Raw genomic sequence first — 14,789 nt, 5'->3', positions numbered from 1 at the left:
CAGGGAGACCAAGATGACCCCCACCCCCAAACTCCGCCTCGTCACCATCGGCGGCGCCAAGGCCCTGACCCGTGACCTGGCCGGCGGCCAGTACATGGAGATCAACGTCTTCGACAGCCGCACGCCGGCCTGAGCGGAAGCGGACGGTCGTCAACGACGGCCGTCCGCGACGCGCGTCCTGGATAGATCGATGACGGTGGAGGTCTGGTGCGCGGCGGGGGTGTTCCTGGCGCCGGTCGGCGAGGACGTCGTCGTACTGGACGTGAACGCCGACCAGTATCACTGCCTGCTCGACGGAGCCGACTGGATGGCTGTCGGCGAGGGCGGCTCGGTCACCGTGCCCGACGAGTGCGCCGCGAACCTGCTGTTGGGGGCCGGCGTCGCCGTCGGAGAGCGTCCCCAACCCCCACGAAGAACGCCAGAGCCCGTTCGCCGGCAATTGGCGACGACCTCAACGCCCTCCAAACGGACGCTTCTCAGGGCCGGATTTTCACTCGCCGCCGCGACGATCTCATTTCGCGGCAAGTCGCTTCGCCAGCTGGTCCAGGCCTGTCCCGCGGCCTCCTCCCCTGCCCCTCATGGCCTCCATGACGTCAGGACCCTGATCGAGTCTGTCACGGCTGTTCAGGCGGCGCTGCCCTGGATCCCTTTCGAAGGCGAATGCCTGCAGCGGGCCTTCCAGATCAGACGCGTTCTGGCGCGCCGGGGCATTCACCCGGACTGGGTCTTCGGCGTGCGGACCTGGCCCTTCGCCGCTCACTGCTGGCTGCAAATCGGCGACCTCGTCATCGCCGACACCCTCGATCGGGTGAATCGATACACGCCCATAATGGTGGTCTGAACATGGGCGACTATCTGATCGTGGTCCGCGAGGCGGACGACCCCCACGCAGACGCCCTTTCGGCTGAGCTCGCCAGGCTCGCCAGGAGCATGGGGATGGTCGTTTCGAACCTCCACCGGCAGGCATGGCTGGGGGTGAAAGGGCCTCAGGCGCCCGGAACGCTCGCGGTCGGACCATGGATCCTGGTCGGCGACGTGTTCAACCGGCGGCGCCCGGTTCTTCCCGGCGGGCCTGACGATCCCGACGACTACGAGCGCAAGCTCGTCGCCCGGTTTTGGGGTCGTTATGTCGGGGTCCGGTTCGGCGCCAAATCCCGACTGTCGTCGATCCTCCGCGACCCGTCGGGCGCGCTGGAGTGCATCGCCTGGTCACATCAAGGCCTGACGTTCGTGGGGTCGGACGCGCCCGAATGGCTCGTTCACAAGCTCCGGCCGCCGTGGCGCATCAATGTCGAAAGGCTCTCGCAAGCTCTGCTGGACCCCTTCATGTCATCGGGCCCCCTGCTTCTGGACGGCCCCGTCGCCATCGATCCGGGCACGGTGCAGCCGCTTCCGCTGGACAGCCCCGCCCGGTCCATCTGGCGACCCGCCGACATCGCGCTTCGCAGCCTGGGTCGCCCTCCCTCTCTTGAAGACGCGGCCGCCTCGGTTCGTTCAGCCATAGACGAAGCGGTCACGGGCCTGGCGGGTGTGTCCACGCCGGTCGCTGCGGAGGTGTCGGGCGGGCTCGATTCCAGCCTGGTCGCCTCCAGTCTGACCCACCGTTCCGATGTCGCCGTCGGCCTCTGGCTCAGCGCCTATGGCGCAACCCCGGAAAGCGACGAGCGCTCGTACGTCGCCGCGCTGGCGGAGGCCCTGGCGATCGTCCCGACGTGCGTGCCGCACGCCACCGGCGCGATGACGGAAGCCTGGCTGGAACGGGCGTCCCAGGGTCTCCGTCCCGGCGTCAACGCCCTCGACCGGCCTCACGACATGGACTGGGCCGCCAGGCTCCGCGACGCCGGCGTCACCGCCCTGATGACGGGCAAGGGCGGGGATTCGATTCTTCTGCAGCGGTCCACGACGGACGTCTTCACGGATCTGTGGCTGGCCCGCGGGTGGCGGGCCCTTCTGGCCCGCGACGTTCCGCGCCTCGCCGCGGAAAACGAAACCTCCGTCTGGTCCATGGTCGGCGCCGCCCGACGTCATGGGCGCGCGGACAATCGCCTTCCGGTCCGGGACGAGGGCTTCCTTGTATCGCGCCATCCGCCCGTGTCTCACCCCTGGCTCGCCGGCTGCCAGGCGTTCGGACCGGCCAAGACGCTCCAGATCGCCGGAGTCCTGGACAGCGTGTCGCGGCACGGGCCGTCGATGTTGACCGAGACCGTGGACGTGCGGCACCCGATGTGCGCCCAGCCCGTCATCGAGGCCTGTCTCGCCATCCCCACGCCGTTGCTGACTCATGGCGGTCGCGACCGGGGACTGGCCCGGTACGCCTTCCGGGAACGCCTGCCGACCGCGATCCTGGAGCGCCGCTCGAAAGGCGACATGACGCGGATCTACGCCAGAATGATCCTGGACAATCTTGCGGTCCTGAGGCCCTGGCTGCTGGATGGGCGGCTGGCGGCGCTCGGCGTTCTCGACCGCGACGCCGCGGATCGTTTGCTGACGCGCGAGAGCCTGATCTGGCGCGGCTCCTATTCCACGATCATCGTGGCTGCGGCGTTCGAGGGCTGGGTCCGGGCATGGGAGCGACGCCTGCCTCCTCCGGCCTGACAGCCCCGGGCGGCGGCAAGGTTCGGTCCAGCCAGTCGAACACCTGGCTATAGAGATCCCGCAGGTTGGCGGGGCTGAGAAGATGATGGTGCTCGCCCCAATAGGTCACAAGCCGCGACGTTCCGCCTTGTCGGTAGAGCGCGCTGAACATCCGTTCGGACTGGGACATCGGGATGAAGTCCCGGTCCGCCGTGATCAGCAGGACCGGCGCGGTGATCCGGTCCGCCGCCAGATAGGGACTGTGGTCGAGATAGGCCTGCGGGTTCTCCCAGGGCCGCGCCGCAAGCGCCCCTTGTCCGACCTCCACATAGCCTTGCTGGTTCATCATCATGAAGCCGTCTTCGGGCATGAGCCGGGTCGCGGGGATGAACTCCCCCCATTCGCCGAACCAGTCGGACATCCCGGAGGACGCGACATAGGACCGGTAGCGGGACGACCGGGTGGCGATGGCCAGGGCCACATACCCTCCGAAACTGTGGCCCTGAACGGCGATGCGATCGCGCGACAGCCGGGGATAGGCCGCCAGCGCCGCATCGACCGCCGCATCCACGCTCCGGACATAGAAGTCGATAGCCGTTGTTCCCGGCTCGTCTATCGGGATCGACGGGGTCAGCACGGCATAGCCGGCTCCCGCCATGACCACCGCGCGAAGTCCGTAGGTCAGCGTCTGCGGACCGGACCAGGCGCCTGTATCGACGGACCCCGGATAGACCTGGACCACCAGCCCCCTCGTCGGTTCGGTCCCATTCCCCGGAGGCAGGAAAAGCCAGCTGCGGGTGGTGCGGCCGAACGCGTCCGGATGATCGACGGGGACGGGCCTTGTCAGGGCGACGTCGGTCAGGTGCGCGTTCACGCGGTCGAGGTCGTAAACGCCGTGGGGCGTTCTGAGGCGCAGGGTTTCCACGAGCCCGGCGCGCTCCAGAACCAACGCCGCCTCTGACGAAGTGGCGACGACACGGGTTTCCGCGCTTTCGCCGGGTCCAATCCGCCGCGTCATGCCGGGGGGCCCCAGCACGAGGCTCTCTCCATCCGGTCCCAGCGCGGAGACCCAGTCCTGGCGCGGCGCGTCATTGACCTTGAGACGGAACGGCTTCTCGATATCGCTGATCTCCACTTCCCGCACGGACAGGTCGGATCGGCCCTGGCGGCGGAGGCCGGTCGAGTCCACGGCCCAGACGCCGCCGTCCGCGAACAGATGCAGCGCATCCGGGGTCACGGCGGCGATGCGAGAGGGAACGGACGCCAGGGCGCCGGTCAGCGGGACCGGCGGTTCCCCGGTCGCCAGCGCATACCAGTCGAAGCGATCGCCGTCCCTGGGGCGCGCATGGACGACCGGCCTCGCGCCCAGCCAATCCGCCCGGACGCCTCTCAGAATGTCGGCGCCTCCGCCGGGCGTCAGACCGTCGAGCGGCAGCGCGGCCGCGCCCTCCCGATCGACCCGCATCAGCCCGCCATCGGCCCAGTCCGCTCCGTCCGGCCGGGCCCAAAGCAGAAGACCGCTGGAATCTCCCGCCCAACGCAGGAGGTGAGGCGCGACGTCAAGCGCGTCCATCGGCCGTGCGACCGCGCCGTCGGCCAGATTGACGATGGCGAGCCGCTGGCGGGTCGGGCTCTCCGCCTGAACGATCGAGCCCGGCCGGACGGCCATCGGCTCCCCACCCAGGATGACGGCGACCTCGCGCGCATCGGGGGATACCGAAAAATCCACGATCCGGCCCTCGCCCAACGTCCGGCTCCGCCCGGTCCGGACATCGAGGGCGATCAGGGCCTGGGACGCAGGGGCGACCTCGGTCGTGGCGACGCCGTCCCGGGCCTCCACGACCGTGCGGGACGGCTCCTGGCCGAGAGCGGTGCGCGCCCAGGCCTGGGTGGCGCGGATCTGGCTCCCGCCGTAGTAGCGCAGGACGGCCGGCAGGCTGCCGTCCGGCCGGACGGTCAGCGCGACCTCGTCATCGGAGATCCATTCCGCCGCCGCGCCCGTCAGGGGCAGCTCGGGCGTCAGGCCGGTCCACCAGACGGAGCGGTCGGCGAGGGTGACAATCCCGATCTGCAGGCGGGCGTCGTGAAAGCTGTAGACCAGCATGCGCGTCCCGGACGGCGACCACGCCCCCCGCAACAGGCCCACGGGTTCGTGCGTCAGCAGGCGCTGCGGCGGAGCGGCGGGTCTCTCCAGATCGACAAGCCAGAGGTCCGTGATCGCCCAGGTGGACCGCCCGCCGAAATCGAACCTGGGGGTGGTGTCATAGGCGCCCCGCTTCTCATAGACGGCCCAGGCGCCGTCCGGCGCGATGGAGGCCCGGCCGAACCCCTCCAGCGCCACGATATCGTCGACCTGAATCGGGCGGGACTGGGCGAAGGCGGACGACGCGCCCCACGCGAGCGCCAGAACCGCCAGGACAAGGCGGTACAGAAACCTGATCATGGCTCGCCCTCACCAGCGCCGGGTGAGCTGAAGCGCGACGACGCGGCCGAGCAGCCCGCCCTGCCCCGGATCAAATCCGTATCCGGTGGGGGCGTCGTAGAACGGCGGATCCTCGTCGAACAGATTCTGGATGGTCAGGCTCAGGCGCAGGCCGTCGAGCCGGGCCGACGATGGCGTCCAGCTCACCTGGCCGTCGACGGTGGTCCAGCTCGCGATCCTGTTTCCGACCCGGTCCTCGTAGTCGTCCACGTGGTTCGCGTGCAGGCCGAGGCCGAAGGCTCCCCGGGACCATTCGGCGCCGGCCCGGGCGCGAAGACGCACGGGGTATCCGATCAGTCCCGCGACCTGCTGGACAGCCGCCGCCGGCGTGGGCCGGGTTTCATAGTCCAGTATGTAGGAGGCCGAAGCGTCGAAGGTGACGAGATTTTCACCCAGATGCAGCGGGTAGGTCCCGGAGAGGTCGAGGCCTCTGACCCTGACGTCGCCGGTGTTGACCCAGCGCGCATCGACGACGGCGCGATAGGACTCGATCGGAAAGAAGGGAGAAAACCCCGGCAGGTCCGAATAGCTTTCAACCAGCGCCCGATCCTCGGCGCTCGTGCCCGGGTTCACCACGGTCACGAAGGGCGCCAGGGCCGCATCGCTGAGCACGCCTAGCAGGTTCTCCGCCACGGGCTGCGCGATCCGGTCGGTGAACCGGGTGTCGAAATAGTTGAGGCTGAGGTTGAGCCTGCCCCGGGGACGGTAGTCGAACCCGAGCGCGAGAGTCTCGGCCGTCTCCGGCGTCAGGTCGGCGTTCCCGCCGACCAGAAAGAGCGCCAGCGCATCGCTTCCGTCGGCCCGCTTCAGGAAGGTCCCGAAGGCGCCGGCTGCATCATGGATTTGCGGCAGGGAGGCTGCCCGGAACGAGGTTCCCCATGAGACGCGAACGCCGAGGTCGTCGACAGGCGACCAGACCACCCCGATCTTCGGATTCGCCGTCGAACCGAAGTCGTCATACTCCTCGTAGCGGCCTGCCAGGGACACCTCGAGACCGCGGATGCCCGGCCGGGCGTTGTCCGGTCCGATCAAGGGGATGCGCGCTTCGGCGAAAACGGCGCTGATGGACCTTTCGCGCTGGGGACTGGGGCTGAACCTGGGGGCGGCGGTCGACAGGAACGCTGTCACCTCGGTGTCGAACGTCTCCCTGCGGACCTGGGCGCCGATGGCGAACTGCAAGTCGCCCGCCGGCAAGGTCAGCAGCGGGCCCTGGGCCAGAAGGTTGACCGACGACGCGCGGCTCCGGTCCCGGGCCTCGGAATACCCGCTGCTGATGAAATCGAGAACGGCGCGCGAGTTCGCGCCTCCGTCTCCGAAGAGGTTGGCGTAGCCGTCCACGCTGGCCCGGAACGACGTCGTGGGATCATCCGCGATCGTTCCAAGCGCTTCGTTCAGCAGGCGGCTGTTCACCCGGTTGTAGACGCCCGCCAGACCGCGTTCCTGCGCGAACGCCAGATAGCCGTCGAGCGACCAACCGGCGTCGAAGGCGTAGCTGCCCCCGATCGTGGCGCCGACGCTTTCAGACCGTCCCTCCTGACGGGTGGGCCCGAGATCGCCAAGGAAGGAATAGCCGATCGTGTGCGACGCGGCGCCCGTGGGCGAGACGAAATGGGGGTTGGCCTGCGTCACCGTGAAGACGCCCGAGTTCGCGACGCCGGCGACCTCATGGGTCCGCCGGCTGTACCGCAGGTCGGCGGCGGCCTCGAACCGATCGCCGAAGGATTGCCGCAGGCGGCCGTAAACGCTGTGTCGCTCGAGGGCCGGGACGAGGTCCGCACCCAGCATGGAGGACTGAAGATTGGCGCTTCCCGCGACAAAATCCGCGGGCGTCTGCGCCGTGCCGGTGGCGTTCGGGCGGATGGCGTATCGGGCCACGAAGGCCCCCGCCGCCGGGTCGAAGGCGAGAATATTGCCGGGCGAGCTGAACAGGCCCCGGTGATCGGTTCCCCCGAAGGGACGCAGGTCGCCGTCGGCGGTATAAGGCCGGTCGCGCGAACTCAGCGCGTGGGTGGTCTGGTATTCGTAAGACAGATAGCCGGCGCCGGAGGACCACGTCCGGCCCGCCAGATGCGAGGCCATGACGTCCTCGGCGCCGCCTTCCGCGGCGGCGACCCGCACACGGCTCTCCTGCCCCTCGAACGACCGGCGCATGATCACATTGACCACGCCGGCGACGGCGTCTGCGCCATAGAGGGCGGACGCCCCGTCCAGGAGCACGTCCACCCGCTCCACCGCCGCCGAAGGCAGCGCCGACACGTCGCCGAACTCGCCGCGAAAGCCCGTGCCCGCCAGCCGGCGGCCATTGACCAGGACCAGCGTCGACGCCGGCCCGAGACCGCGAAGATTCACCCCCGTCGCATAGACCGAGTTCGAGCCGCCCCGGTCAGACCCCGCCAGTTGAACCACCGGCGTCGCGGACCCGGCATAGTTCTGGGGCAGGTCCGTCAGGGCCTCGGCGACGGTCGCGAACCCGCGCCGGTCCAGGGCGTCGCGATCCAGCGTGATCACCGGCGAGGCCAGGTCGCCCGAGGATTTGAGGAGCGTGCCCGTGACCACCACCTCGTCCAGCTGGGTCACGGTCTCCGCGACCTCCCCGGCGCCGACGCGGCGCAGGAAGATGACGCCGGGCCGGGTTTCGGACCACGCCAGGCCCGATCCCGCCAGCAACCGGTCCAGCGCCGCCGACGGCGCGAACCGCCCGCGCAGGCCTTCGGTCCGCAGGCCGGCGACCAGGTCGCCGGAGAAAAGGATCTGCTGGTCCGACTGGGTCGCGAAGAGGTTCAGACCATCTCGCAGCGACCCCGGCGGAATGTCGAACTCGCGCGCGGTCTGGGCGCAGGCCGTCGTGCTCACGGCGAGAACGCAGGCCGCCAGCGCACTGCCGGACAGAAGGCTGAAACGACTCATATCTAGGCTCCCCTCAACGCCACGCGGCGTCAGAGAAGAGACGGTTCAGACCCCGGGTAACCCCGGAGAGGTTTCCCGATTATTTTTTCGCGCCGACAGCCGCACGGTTCCGTCCGGACCCGGAGAGGCTTCCAGTTCGAACACCCGCGAGGCTGTCGAGACGAAGGCGTCCCGGTCCCCCGTTCGGAACACCCCGTTGACCGGCACGGCCTCCAGCGCCGCCGCATCCAGTTCGATCTTCGCCGTCAGATACCGGTTCACCTCCGCCACGGCCTCGCGCAGCGGCGTATCCCGGAAGACGATCCGGCCGTCCGTCCAGCCGGTTTCGGCCGGAACGTCGGCGATCCGGGTCGCGACCCCCCCGGGCGTGACCCGGGCGTGCTGGCCGGCCGCCATCCGCTGCGCCGCCCTCCCCTCGCCCGGCGCCACATCGACCGCTCCGGACACCAGGATCACGCTCACCGCCGTCCCGTTCCGCCGCACGTCGAACACCGTGCCCACGGCCGTCACCCGCGCGTCGCCGGCCTGGACCACGAACGGCCGGCTCCGGTCATGCGCGACGGTAAAGAGCGCCTGGCCGCGCTCCAGGTCCACGAGGCGACGGTCTCCCTCGAAACGCACCCGGATGCGCGACGCCGTGTCCAGCCGCACCGACGATCCATCGGCGAGCTGGACCAGCCGCTGCTCGCCCACGTCGGTCGCGAACACGGTCCGGCTCTGCATCCACGTCCAGCTTCCGATCGCCAGCGCCGCCGCCGCGCCGACCGCGGCCAGGCCCAGCAGGGTGCGCGGCAGTCGGACAGGCCGGTCCCGGCCGGCCCTGCGCGACATCGCCGCGTCGAGCGCCGCCGTGATCGCCGGATCGTCGGCCAGCGAACCGGTGTCGGCCCAGACCTTCTCCACCCGCCGGTAGGCCTCGGCGTTCGCCGGCGACGCGCGCCAGGCGAAGAATTCCTCGATCGTCGCGGTGCTGACGTTGCGGACGCCCAGACGGGCGTGCCAAGCGGCCGCCTCGGTCTCCGCGGCTTCAACCCGGACCTTCGGGCTGGTCATGGTGCGCCCCATCTCTAGCGCCGAAGCTGGGCTGCGCAGTGAGCCAGGGCCTTGGTCATGCGCCACTCAACGGTTTTGGGACTGATCCCGAGCTGTTCGCCGATCTGGCTGTTCGTCAGACCGCCGAACCGGGATAGCACAAAGACATCGCGAAGGGGCTCTGGCAATCCGAGCACGAGTTGTTTCGCCAGCACCTCGGCCGCCTGGTGAGGCATTTCCAATCCACAGCCATGAGACTGGCTGGCATCGGCGGCATGCCGCGACCGACGAGCCCGCCGCGCAAACCGATCGGCCGCCAGGTTCGAGGCGATGCGCATCAGAAGCGCTTGCGGATGCCGGATCTCGCCAACGGCCTGGTAGGGCGCGAGCCGAAGCCAGGTTTCCTGGAACAGATCCTCCGCATCCTGGGTCCCGTATAGCCTTACCAGCTTTGCCCTTAGCCAAGCAGCGTAACGGTCGTAGATCGCCGACACAGTCAGTCGTCGATGATCCAGCATGTGATCGGATCCGTAAGACATGCATGCCTCCGTCTGACTACCGTGCCGGAGAGTCACTCCCATTGGCTGCTCACCAGGCTACCCGACGAAGTGAATGGTTACTATAGTGACTGGTCCTGTTCGACCAATTCCGTGCGCCTGTGGCGATGGAGTTGCGGGCTACATTTGGTCAAAACGTTCGCCGGATTCGGCTGGGGCGACGCATGACGATCGAGGCTTTGGCGCAGGACGCCGGGCTATCCTACAGCTACCTCGGTGAGATCGAACGAGGGCTGCGAAATCCGACTTTGGCCGTGATCGAAGGGCTCGCTGACAGTTTGGCGGTCGAGCCGCATTCGCTTCTGCAGCGGTAAACACCGGCGGCAAAGCCGGCGGATGCACACTGCGCAGGCTGGATCTCCATCTCGATCTTCATTCACGCCAGTCGTGAATGGTTACTATAGTAGCTGGCTCAAATTGCTGAGCTTGTTGTGTTAGCCCGATGGGGCTCGCGACGGTTTTTGGACAGAACGTGCGTGAATGCCGGAAGGTCAGAGGAATCACCTTGGAGGCCTTTGCCCACGATGTCGGCCTCTCGTACAGCTACGTAGGTGAACTTGAGCGGGGTCGGCGTAATCCGACGCTGAAAGTCGTCGAACGGATCGCCAAGGCGTTGGAAGCAGATCCATTAGCTCTCTTATCGCCGAGAACGATCTAGGAACGAACCCGATTGAGTTTCTGACCGTCCGCTGCGCGCCATTTCCGGACATCGGGATCACGCCTGAAAGCTGACCTTCGTTGAGCACGCCGCCGCTTGGCAGTAAGCAGCAGCATGCCTGCGCCGATCGCCCAACTTGAACTCGGTCGAGACGGTGCTGAGCTAGCACCAAAGGCACTCGACAGCTCGACACTGGCTGCTTTGGAACAGGTACTCGCTGGCCAGGCGCGCGACGTCGCCGGCGTCAGGCTTTTCGGCGTTGAAGGGCTGCTGAGTTTCCTCGCGACCAACGGCCCGATCGGCTCCCTCGCCGCGCGGAGTCTAGGTGAGATGGCGCGGCCGGTGCGGGCGATCCTCCTCGACAAGACAGCGTCCGCGAATTGGTCATTGGCTTGGCATCAAGACCGCGTGGTTGCGGTGCGTGAGCGAAAGGAAGTCGAAGGCTTCGGGCCTTGGACGCGCAAGCAGGGCGTGCTGCATGTCGAGCCTCCATTCGAACTGCTAGCCGGCATGCTCACGCTGCGCGTCCACCTCGACCCTGTGCCTCAGACAAACGCTCCATTACTCATCGCGCCGGGCTCGCACCGCTTTGGCCGGATCCCCGAGGCTGATGTTCCACAGGTGGTGAGCAAGTGTGGCGTCACCATGTGTCTGGCTGAATCGGGAGACGTCTGGACCTATGCCACACCGATCTTGCACGCGTCCGACAGGGCGTCCGCGGCGAGACATCGCCGAGTTTTACAGGTGGACTATGCCGTCGGTGATCTTCCCGGCGGACTGCAGTGGCTTGGCGTCTGACAGGCGCCAGGTTCGGACACTCCCTCTCAGCGGCATTGGCTCCGGCGTCACACGCTAGACTTTGTCTCAGTTCCCACGCCTGGGCGGTGGGGTCCAGCCGCTAGGGGGCGGGGTCCAATCGCTGGGCGGTCGAGTTGGGCGCGCGGGGCGCGGACGGGCGCGCTGCGAGCGCTGGCGACGGGCGGCCGCCTCCGCACGATCCTCTTCAACGACATCCCCAAGTTCCTCGTCGAACGCCTGCCAAAACGCATAATAGGCGGAGCGCAGGGCCATAGGTGGGATTTGGGCTGTACAGGCTGTGACGCGGCAGTCGACACCGGGTGACGCTGTCGCGAAGTCGACGCTTACTTCCGTCGCATTCGCGCTCGTCGAACCGACTACCACCGAAGCGGTCATCACCTCGTCGGTCGGCGTCAGTGTGAGATTGGCGCCAGCGGGCCCGATCGCTTGGACAAACACACTGCGCATGCGCGGTTCCTCGGAGAGCCGCACTGCTTCATTCCAAGACCACCCACCGTTGGCGAACACGTTACCGCCGACTACGTTGGGCGGCTGAGACTGCATTTCATCGATCACTAGGCCGATCCTGATCATCGTCTGGCGGGCCGCGCGATGGACCTGCGCGGGCGTACCATCGACGGTTCGATTTTTGAGCTCGCCTCTGGTTAGCTGGTTCTCCGCCCCCCAGACATAGTTGAGGCGTTGAGTGGCGATCTGGCGATCTGCGGGTGTCGTTGTCGTCGAACAGGCTGCGGCTAGTACGGTAGCTGCGACGGAGAGCATCAGTGCGAGCCGTTTGGCTACGCGCGTTCCTGACCCTATCTTCATTGCCAGATCCCTCTCCGTTGTGACTGCGCCGTCGCCTGCATCGATACATACTCAGCCGGCGCGTTCGGACCTGCCCTCCCCCCGCCGTTCGAGATGACGGCTGCCGCAAGATCAAACCCCTGATCTTCTTCCTCACCCGTCCAGCAACGATGCAAACCGCTACCAAGCGCTTCGCACGTCACAACGCCGCCTTGCTCCTGAATGAAGCTAGACATCTGCCTCGCAAAAACCCCGCTCTCGCCAATCACGCCATTAATGACGATCGTCTCGCCATTCAGCGTCAAGCGCGACGTATCAACGACCTCAGGCCTCCCCGAAATACGAGTTGGAATCTCGGCGAAGACCGGTTGAGCGTCGACGTACGCGGGAGCGCCAGCGCCTGCCGAAAGCGCACTGGCTTCAGTTTTCTGCGCTGAACCACTCACCGCAAACGGCTTGACTACCAACAGAACATAGACCGCCACCCCGACCACCAGGGCCCCGGCGATCCCCATCATCACCTTCGGCGACTTGAGCAGCTCGACCGGCAGCTTGTCGCGAAATTTGGCCAGATTAGGCGGCCTGAAGGGTGGGCGCGGGGGGGCGGCGCCGACGGGGCGTAGACTTGGGATAGGTGTGTGAGCGGGGGAGGCTGTCGACGGTGAAGAAGCGAGAGTGAGCACCGGGGAAGTGGGGGCTTCGTGCATGAGAGTCGGGGCGCTGGAGGTCGAGAACGGTTGAACGGCCGGTTCCGGTGGCGATGAGACAGGCGTGCCGATCGGTTGCAGCGGTGTGCTTATGTCCCCGCTTGTCTCGAACTCATCGGACGCAGAGTCAGTCGCCAGGACAGTCGGGGTCGAAGCGTCAAACGCCTCGAAGTCGGACTTCGCGAGCCACCCCTGCCCCCAGTTCATATAGACCTTGTAAGCCGCCATGAATGGGTAGGTGCCCATGAGCATCACGTTGTAGGCGATCGCGGTGTACTGATTTTTCTGAGCGAGACCGATGACCGCGTCGCCGACGGTCTTGCCGCGACGCATCAGATTGATCTTGTTCGCTCGATACTGCGGTTCGAAGCTGCCGACCAGCATGCCTGCGCCAGACGCCAGCGCAAACAGCGCCAAGAAGAAGTTTTCTCCCAAAGCAACAAAGAAGCCGAACAAGAGCAGCACGCCGATCCCGATCTCGCCCCAAGTCGCATGTAGCCGGCGCGCGCCTGACGCTTTGACGAGATCAGCGAGATCAACGATGCGCCCCGCGATTTCTCGGTCCGTGATCTGAAATGCCTGCAACCGCTGAAGACTGTCAGCAGCCGTCTTCACGTGCTTCGCCTCTGTCGCATACAGCCCCGGTTCGATGTTCGTCCCAGAAGCCAGTCGCAGCAGCTTGGTCGCGGTGCTGACCAACATACCCCCGCCGTCCGCCTCAACTTCCGTCCAACCGTTGAGCGCCCTCGACAAATAGAGATCAGCCAGAAGGTCTCTTGCGGGAAGATATTCTGGATGGGCGTGATGAATTTCGATCAGCCGCCTCAGCCCCACCGGCCACGCAGTTTCGGAGCGCCCATCGATCGCTGCCAGCACCGTGGCCACTTCATGAGCGTGCGGTAGCAACCGCTCGGCCTCAAGCAACGCTTCCTTTGCAGCCGCGTCTTCACCGAGATCCAGCTTGGCGAGACCGAGCAAGAACCAAACTTCCGCATCCTCTCGGTTTATCCGCTTGGCGCGTTCGAGATCTTGAACGGCGTCACGGGGGCTTTCGGCGATGAGCGAAGCCCTGCCGAGTTCGAGCAGTACCTGATGATCGTCGCCTACAGTGGCGCGTAATTCTGCGACTACAGCGCGCGCCGCCGCGAAATCCTCTGCCGCCAAGCGATCGCGCAAAGCGGCAAAACGATCGAGTAGTCCCGGCGGTATCGGAGCGGCCTCCGCCTCGCCGGAAAGCCCTCTGATCGCGCTGAGCGTTGAACTCTCGAGAACGTTTGCGCCGATGAAGTTCGCCGCCATCGAAGCCCCCGCCAAGAGCGATACGCTGTAGTCGCCCGCGACCTTAGCGTTTCGTCAACGATAGCCTTCAGAGAGCGTGAGTCAATGAACGCTGCTACTCTTAGTGGTCAGTGTTGGTCGGGGATGCCCTGAACGCTAACACCGGCGACGCAGCGCGCTGAAGTTCGTGCACGCGGCGCAGCGGCTATCGGTGAACACCACTGACACCGTGCTTACATGCCGCTGCCGTCCGAGAAAGCCCTTCTTTTCGGAACGCTCGATCTGCATTTCCATGGCCGAACTCCTAGCCGCTCTGCCGGAAGATCTCCCGGGCTAACCGCGGTTGCCCTTTGGGTTTCGAGAATGTTCTTCACCACCTTTGTGGCCGACATTCCGCTCCCGCCCTCCAGAAGACGAAGAGCTGCCGGAGGCCTTGGGCGCGTCTCCGTCTCGCCGCCCTTTGGAGGACTGGAAACTGGGCCCTTTGTCTGAGTTGACATGTTTCGTCGCCATCGCAGCATCCCCCTTCACTTCTTCGAATTACGTTTCCCGTTTGAATAACCCTTGTCATAGTCGCCGTTTCGACGGGCGCTATCGCGAGCATAGTCGCCGGTGCCAATCAGTTCATCCAGCAAGCCAAAGGGCTTCTTGTACCTGCCCGCTGAGCCGTCGCGCTGCCCTTTTTCATAGTCCTTCTGGCCCATGAAACTCTCCACGATCGCGACCCCAAGATGTCCGCCTATCAATGTTATACATAAATCTAAGAGATGCGGTAAGCAACTCACAGAGGTCACCCGCCCCTGCGATTGGGTCTTCCGACCTTGATAAGAATCATCATGACGGCCGGCTAGCGCCATGTGTGGACGGCTCTCCGTTGGCAAGGGTGATCTGGCGTTCTGTTGAGCTGGTCGGTGCGGCCATGTGTTCGACCTGTTGGTGCGGTACGCATGACCGCTGGCCATAATGCCTTCCGCGAAGGCGGGTCCCGA

Annotated in this window: 12 protein-coding genes; 5 read left to right on the top strand and 7 right to left on the bottom strand. The window is 66.3% G+C overall.

Annotated elements, in window-relative coordinates; translation table 11 throughout:
• Nucleotides 1–190 precede the first annotated feature (190 nt).
• Complete coding sequence (locus VN378_RS01815; RefSeq protein WP_325740412.1) at nucleotides 191–841, top strand: lasso peptide biosynthesis B2 protein; 651 nt, start codon at nucleotides 191–193, stop codon at nucleotides 839–841.
• A 2-nt stretch (nucleotides 842–843) separates the two neighbouring features.
• Nucleotides 844–2,595: an asparagine synthase C-terminal domain-containing protein gene (locus tag VN378_RS01810; RefSeq protein ID WP_325740410.1), complete on the top strand. Its 1,752-nt coding sequence runs from the start codon at nucleotides 844–846 to the stop codon at nucleotides 2,593–2,595.
• Here the strand turns inward: VN378_RS01810 and VN378_RS01805 are convergent.
• From VN378_RS01805 to VN378_RS01790, 4 genes are read right to left on the bottom strand one after another with little or no spacing between them, the layout of a single operon-like run.
• Nucleotides 2,528–5,017, bottom strand: a complete 2,490-nt coding sequence (locus VN378_RS01805; RefSeq protein ID WP_325740408.1) for an alpha/beta hydrolase family protein — start codon at nucleotides 5,015–5,017, stop codon at nucleotides 2,528–2,530. The genes VN378_RS01810 and VN378_RS01805 overlap by 68 nt on opposite strands.
• A gap of 9 nt (nucleotides 5,018–5,026) precedes the next feature.
• On the bottom strand, nucleotides 5,027–7,963 hold the full coding sequence (locus tag VN378_RS01800) for a TonB-dependent receptor (RefSeq protein ID WP_325740406.1): 2,937 nt from the start codon (nucleotides 7,961–7,963) through the stop codon (nucleotides 5,027–5,029).
• 45 nt (nucleotides 7,964–8,008) lie between these two features.
• Nucleotides 8,009–9,016 carry a FecR family protein gene (locus VN378_RS01795; RefSeq protein WP_325740404.1) on the bottom strand — a complete coding sequence of 336 codons (1,008 nt, stop codon included), beginning with the start codon at nucleotides 9,014–9,016 and terminating at the stop codon, nucleotides 8,009–8,011.
• A gap of 14 nt (nucleotides 9,017–9,030) precedes the next feature.
• A complete protein-coding gene (locus VN378_RS01790; RefSeq protein ID WP_325740402.1) occupies nucleotides 9,031–9,534 on the bottom strand; it encodes an RNA polymerase sigma factor in 504 nt (167 codons plus the stop codon).
• Between the two features lie 125 nt (nucleotides 9,535–9,659).
• On the opposite strand from VN378_RS01790, the gene VN378_RS01785 reads away from it, so the two are divergent.
• The 3 genes from VN378_RS01785 (at nucleotide 9,660) to VN378_RS01775 (ending at nucleotide 11,008) form a co-directional block, all read left to right on the top strand.
• The gene (locus VN378_RS01785) at nucleotides 9,660–9,866 is read left to right on the top strand and encodes a helix-turn-helix transcriptional regulator (protein ID WP_325740401.1); all 207 of its coding nucleotides are present in this window, start codon (nucleotides 9,660–9,662) and stop codon (nucleotides 9,864–9,866) included.
• Nucleotides 9,867–9,994: 128 nt separating this feature from the next.
• Complete coding sequence (locus tag VN378_RS01780) at nucleotides 9,995–10,210, top strand: helix-turn-helix transcriptional regulator (RefSeq protein ID WP_325740399.1); 216 nt, start codon at nucleotides 9,995–9,997, stop codon at nucleotides 10,208–10,210.
• A gap of 114 nt (nucleotides 10,211–10,324) precedes the next feature.
• Nucleotides 10,325–11,008 carry a phytanoyl-CoA dioxygenase family protein gene (locus VN378_RS01775; protein WP_325740398.1) on the top strand — a complete coding sequence of 228 codons (684 nt, stop codon included), beginning with the start codon at nucleotides 10,325–10,327 and terminating at the stop codon, nucleotides 11,006–11,008.
• A gap of 824 nt (nucleotides 11,009–11,832) precedes the next feature.
• Here the strand turns inward: VN378_RS01775 and VN378_RS01770 are convergent.
• The 3 genes from VN378_RS01770 to VN378_RS01760 all read right to left on the bottom strand — a co-directional run bounded on the left by VN378_RS01770 (nucleotide 11,833) and on the right by VN378_RS01760 (nucleotide 14,504).
• Nucleotides 11,833–13,821 (bottom strand): hypothetical protein, encoded by a 1,989-nt coding sequence (locus VN378_RS01770; protein WP_325740397.1) that lies wholly within the window; start codon nucleotides 13,819–13,821, stop codon nucleotides 11,833–11,835.
• A 135-nt stretch (nucleotides 13,822–13,956) separates the two neighbouring features.
• The gene (locus VN378_RS01765; RefSeq protein ID WP_325740395.1) at nucleotides 13,957–14,094 is read right to left on the bottom strand and encodes a hypothetical protein; all 138 of its coding nucleotides are present in this window, start codon (nucleotides 14,092–14,094) and stop codon (nucleotides 13,957–13,959) included.
• A gap of 233 nt (nucleotides 14,095–14,327) precedes the next feature.
• Entirely contained in the window at nucleotides 14,328–14,504 is a 177-nt protein-coding gene (locus VN378_RS01760; protein ID WP_325740393.1) for a hypothetical protein, read from the bottom strand.
• Nucleotides 14,505–14,789 lie beyond the last annotated feature (285 nt).

The organism is Brevundimonas sp., assembly GCF_035561115.1.
Taxonomy (GTDB): Bacteria; Pseudomonadota; Alphaproteobacteria; order Caulobacterales; family Caulobacteraceae; genus Brevundimonas.
Note: the sequence above shows the minus strand (reverse complement) of the source record. Positions and strands in the feature narration are given on the sequence as shown.

Coding starts and splice junctions, on each gene's coding strand:
- VN378_RS01815 (WP_325740412.1), top strand. CDS start 191: ATGACGGTGGAGGTCTGGTGCGCGGCGGGGGTGTTCCTGGCGCCGGTC.
- VN378_RS01810 (WP_325740410.1), top strand. CDS start 844: ATGGGCGACTATCTGATCGTGGTCCGCGAGGCGGACGACCCCCACGCA.
- VN378_RS01805 (WP_325740408.1), bottom strand. CDS start 5,017: ATGATCAGGTTTCTGTACCGCCTTGTCCTGGCGGTTCTGGCGCTCGCG.
- VN378_RS01800 (WP_325740406.1), bottom strand. CDS start 7,963: ATGAGTCGTTTCAGCCTTCTGTCCGGCAGTGCGCTGGCGGCCTGCGTT.
- VN378_RS01795 (WP_325740404.1), bottom strand. CDS start 9,016: ATGACCAGCCCGAAGGTCCGGGTTGAAGCCGCGGAGACCGAGGCGGCC.
- VN378_RS01790 (WP_325740402.1), bottom strand. CDS start 9,534: ATGTCTTACGGATCCGATCACATGCTGGATCATCGACGACTGACTGTG.
- VN378_RS01785 (WP_325740401.1), top strand. CDS start 9,660: ATGGAGTTGCGGGCTACATTTGGTCAAAACGTTCGCCGGATTCGGCTG.
- VN378_RS01780 (WP_325740399.1), top strand. CDS start 9,995: ATGGGGCTCGCGACGGTTTTTGGACAGAACGTGCGTGAATGCCGGAAG.
- VN378_RS01775 (WP_325740398.1), top strand. CDS start 10,325: ATGCCTGCGCCGATCGCCCAACTTGAACTCGGTCGAGACGGTGCTGAG.
- VN378_RS01770 (WP_325740397.1), bottom strand. CDS start 13,821: ATGGCGGCGAACTTCATCGGCGCAAACGTTCTCGAGAGTTCAACGCTC.
- VN378_RS01765 (WP_325740395.1), bottom strand. CDS start 14,094: ATGGAAATGCAGATCGAGCGTTCCGAAAAGAAGGGCTTTCTCGGACGG.
- VN378_RS01760 (WP_325740393.1), bottom strand. CDS start 14,504: ATGGGCCAGAAGGACTATGAAAAAGGGCAGCGCGACGGCTCAGCGGGC.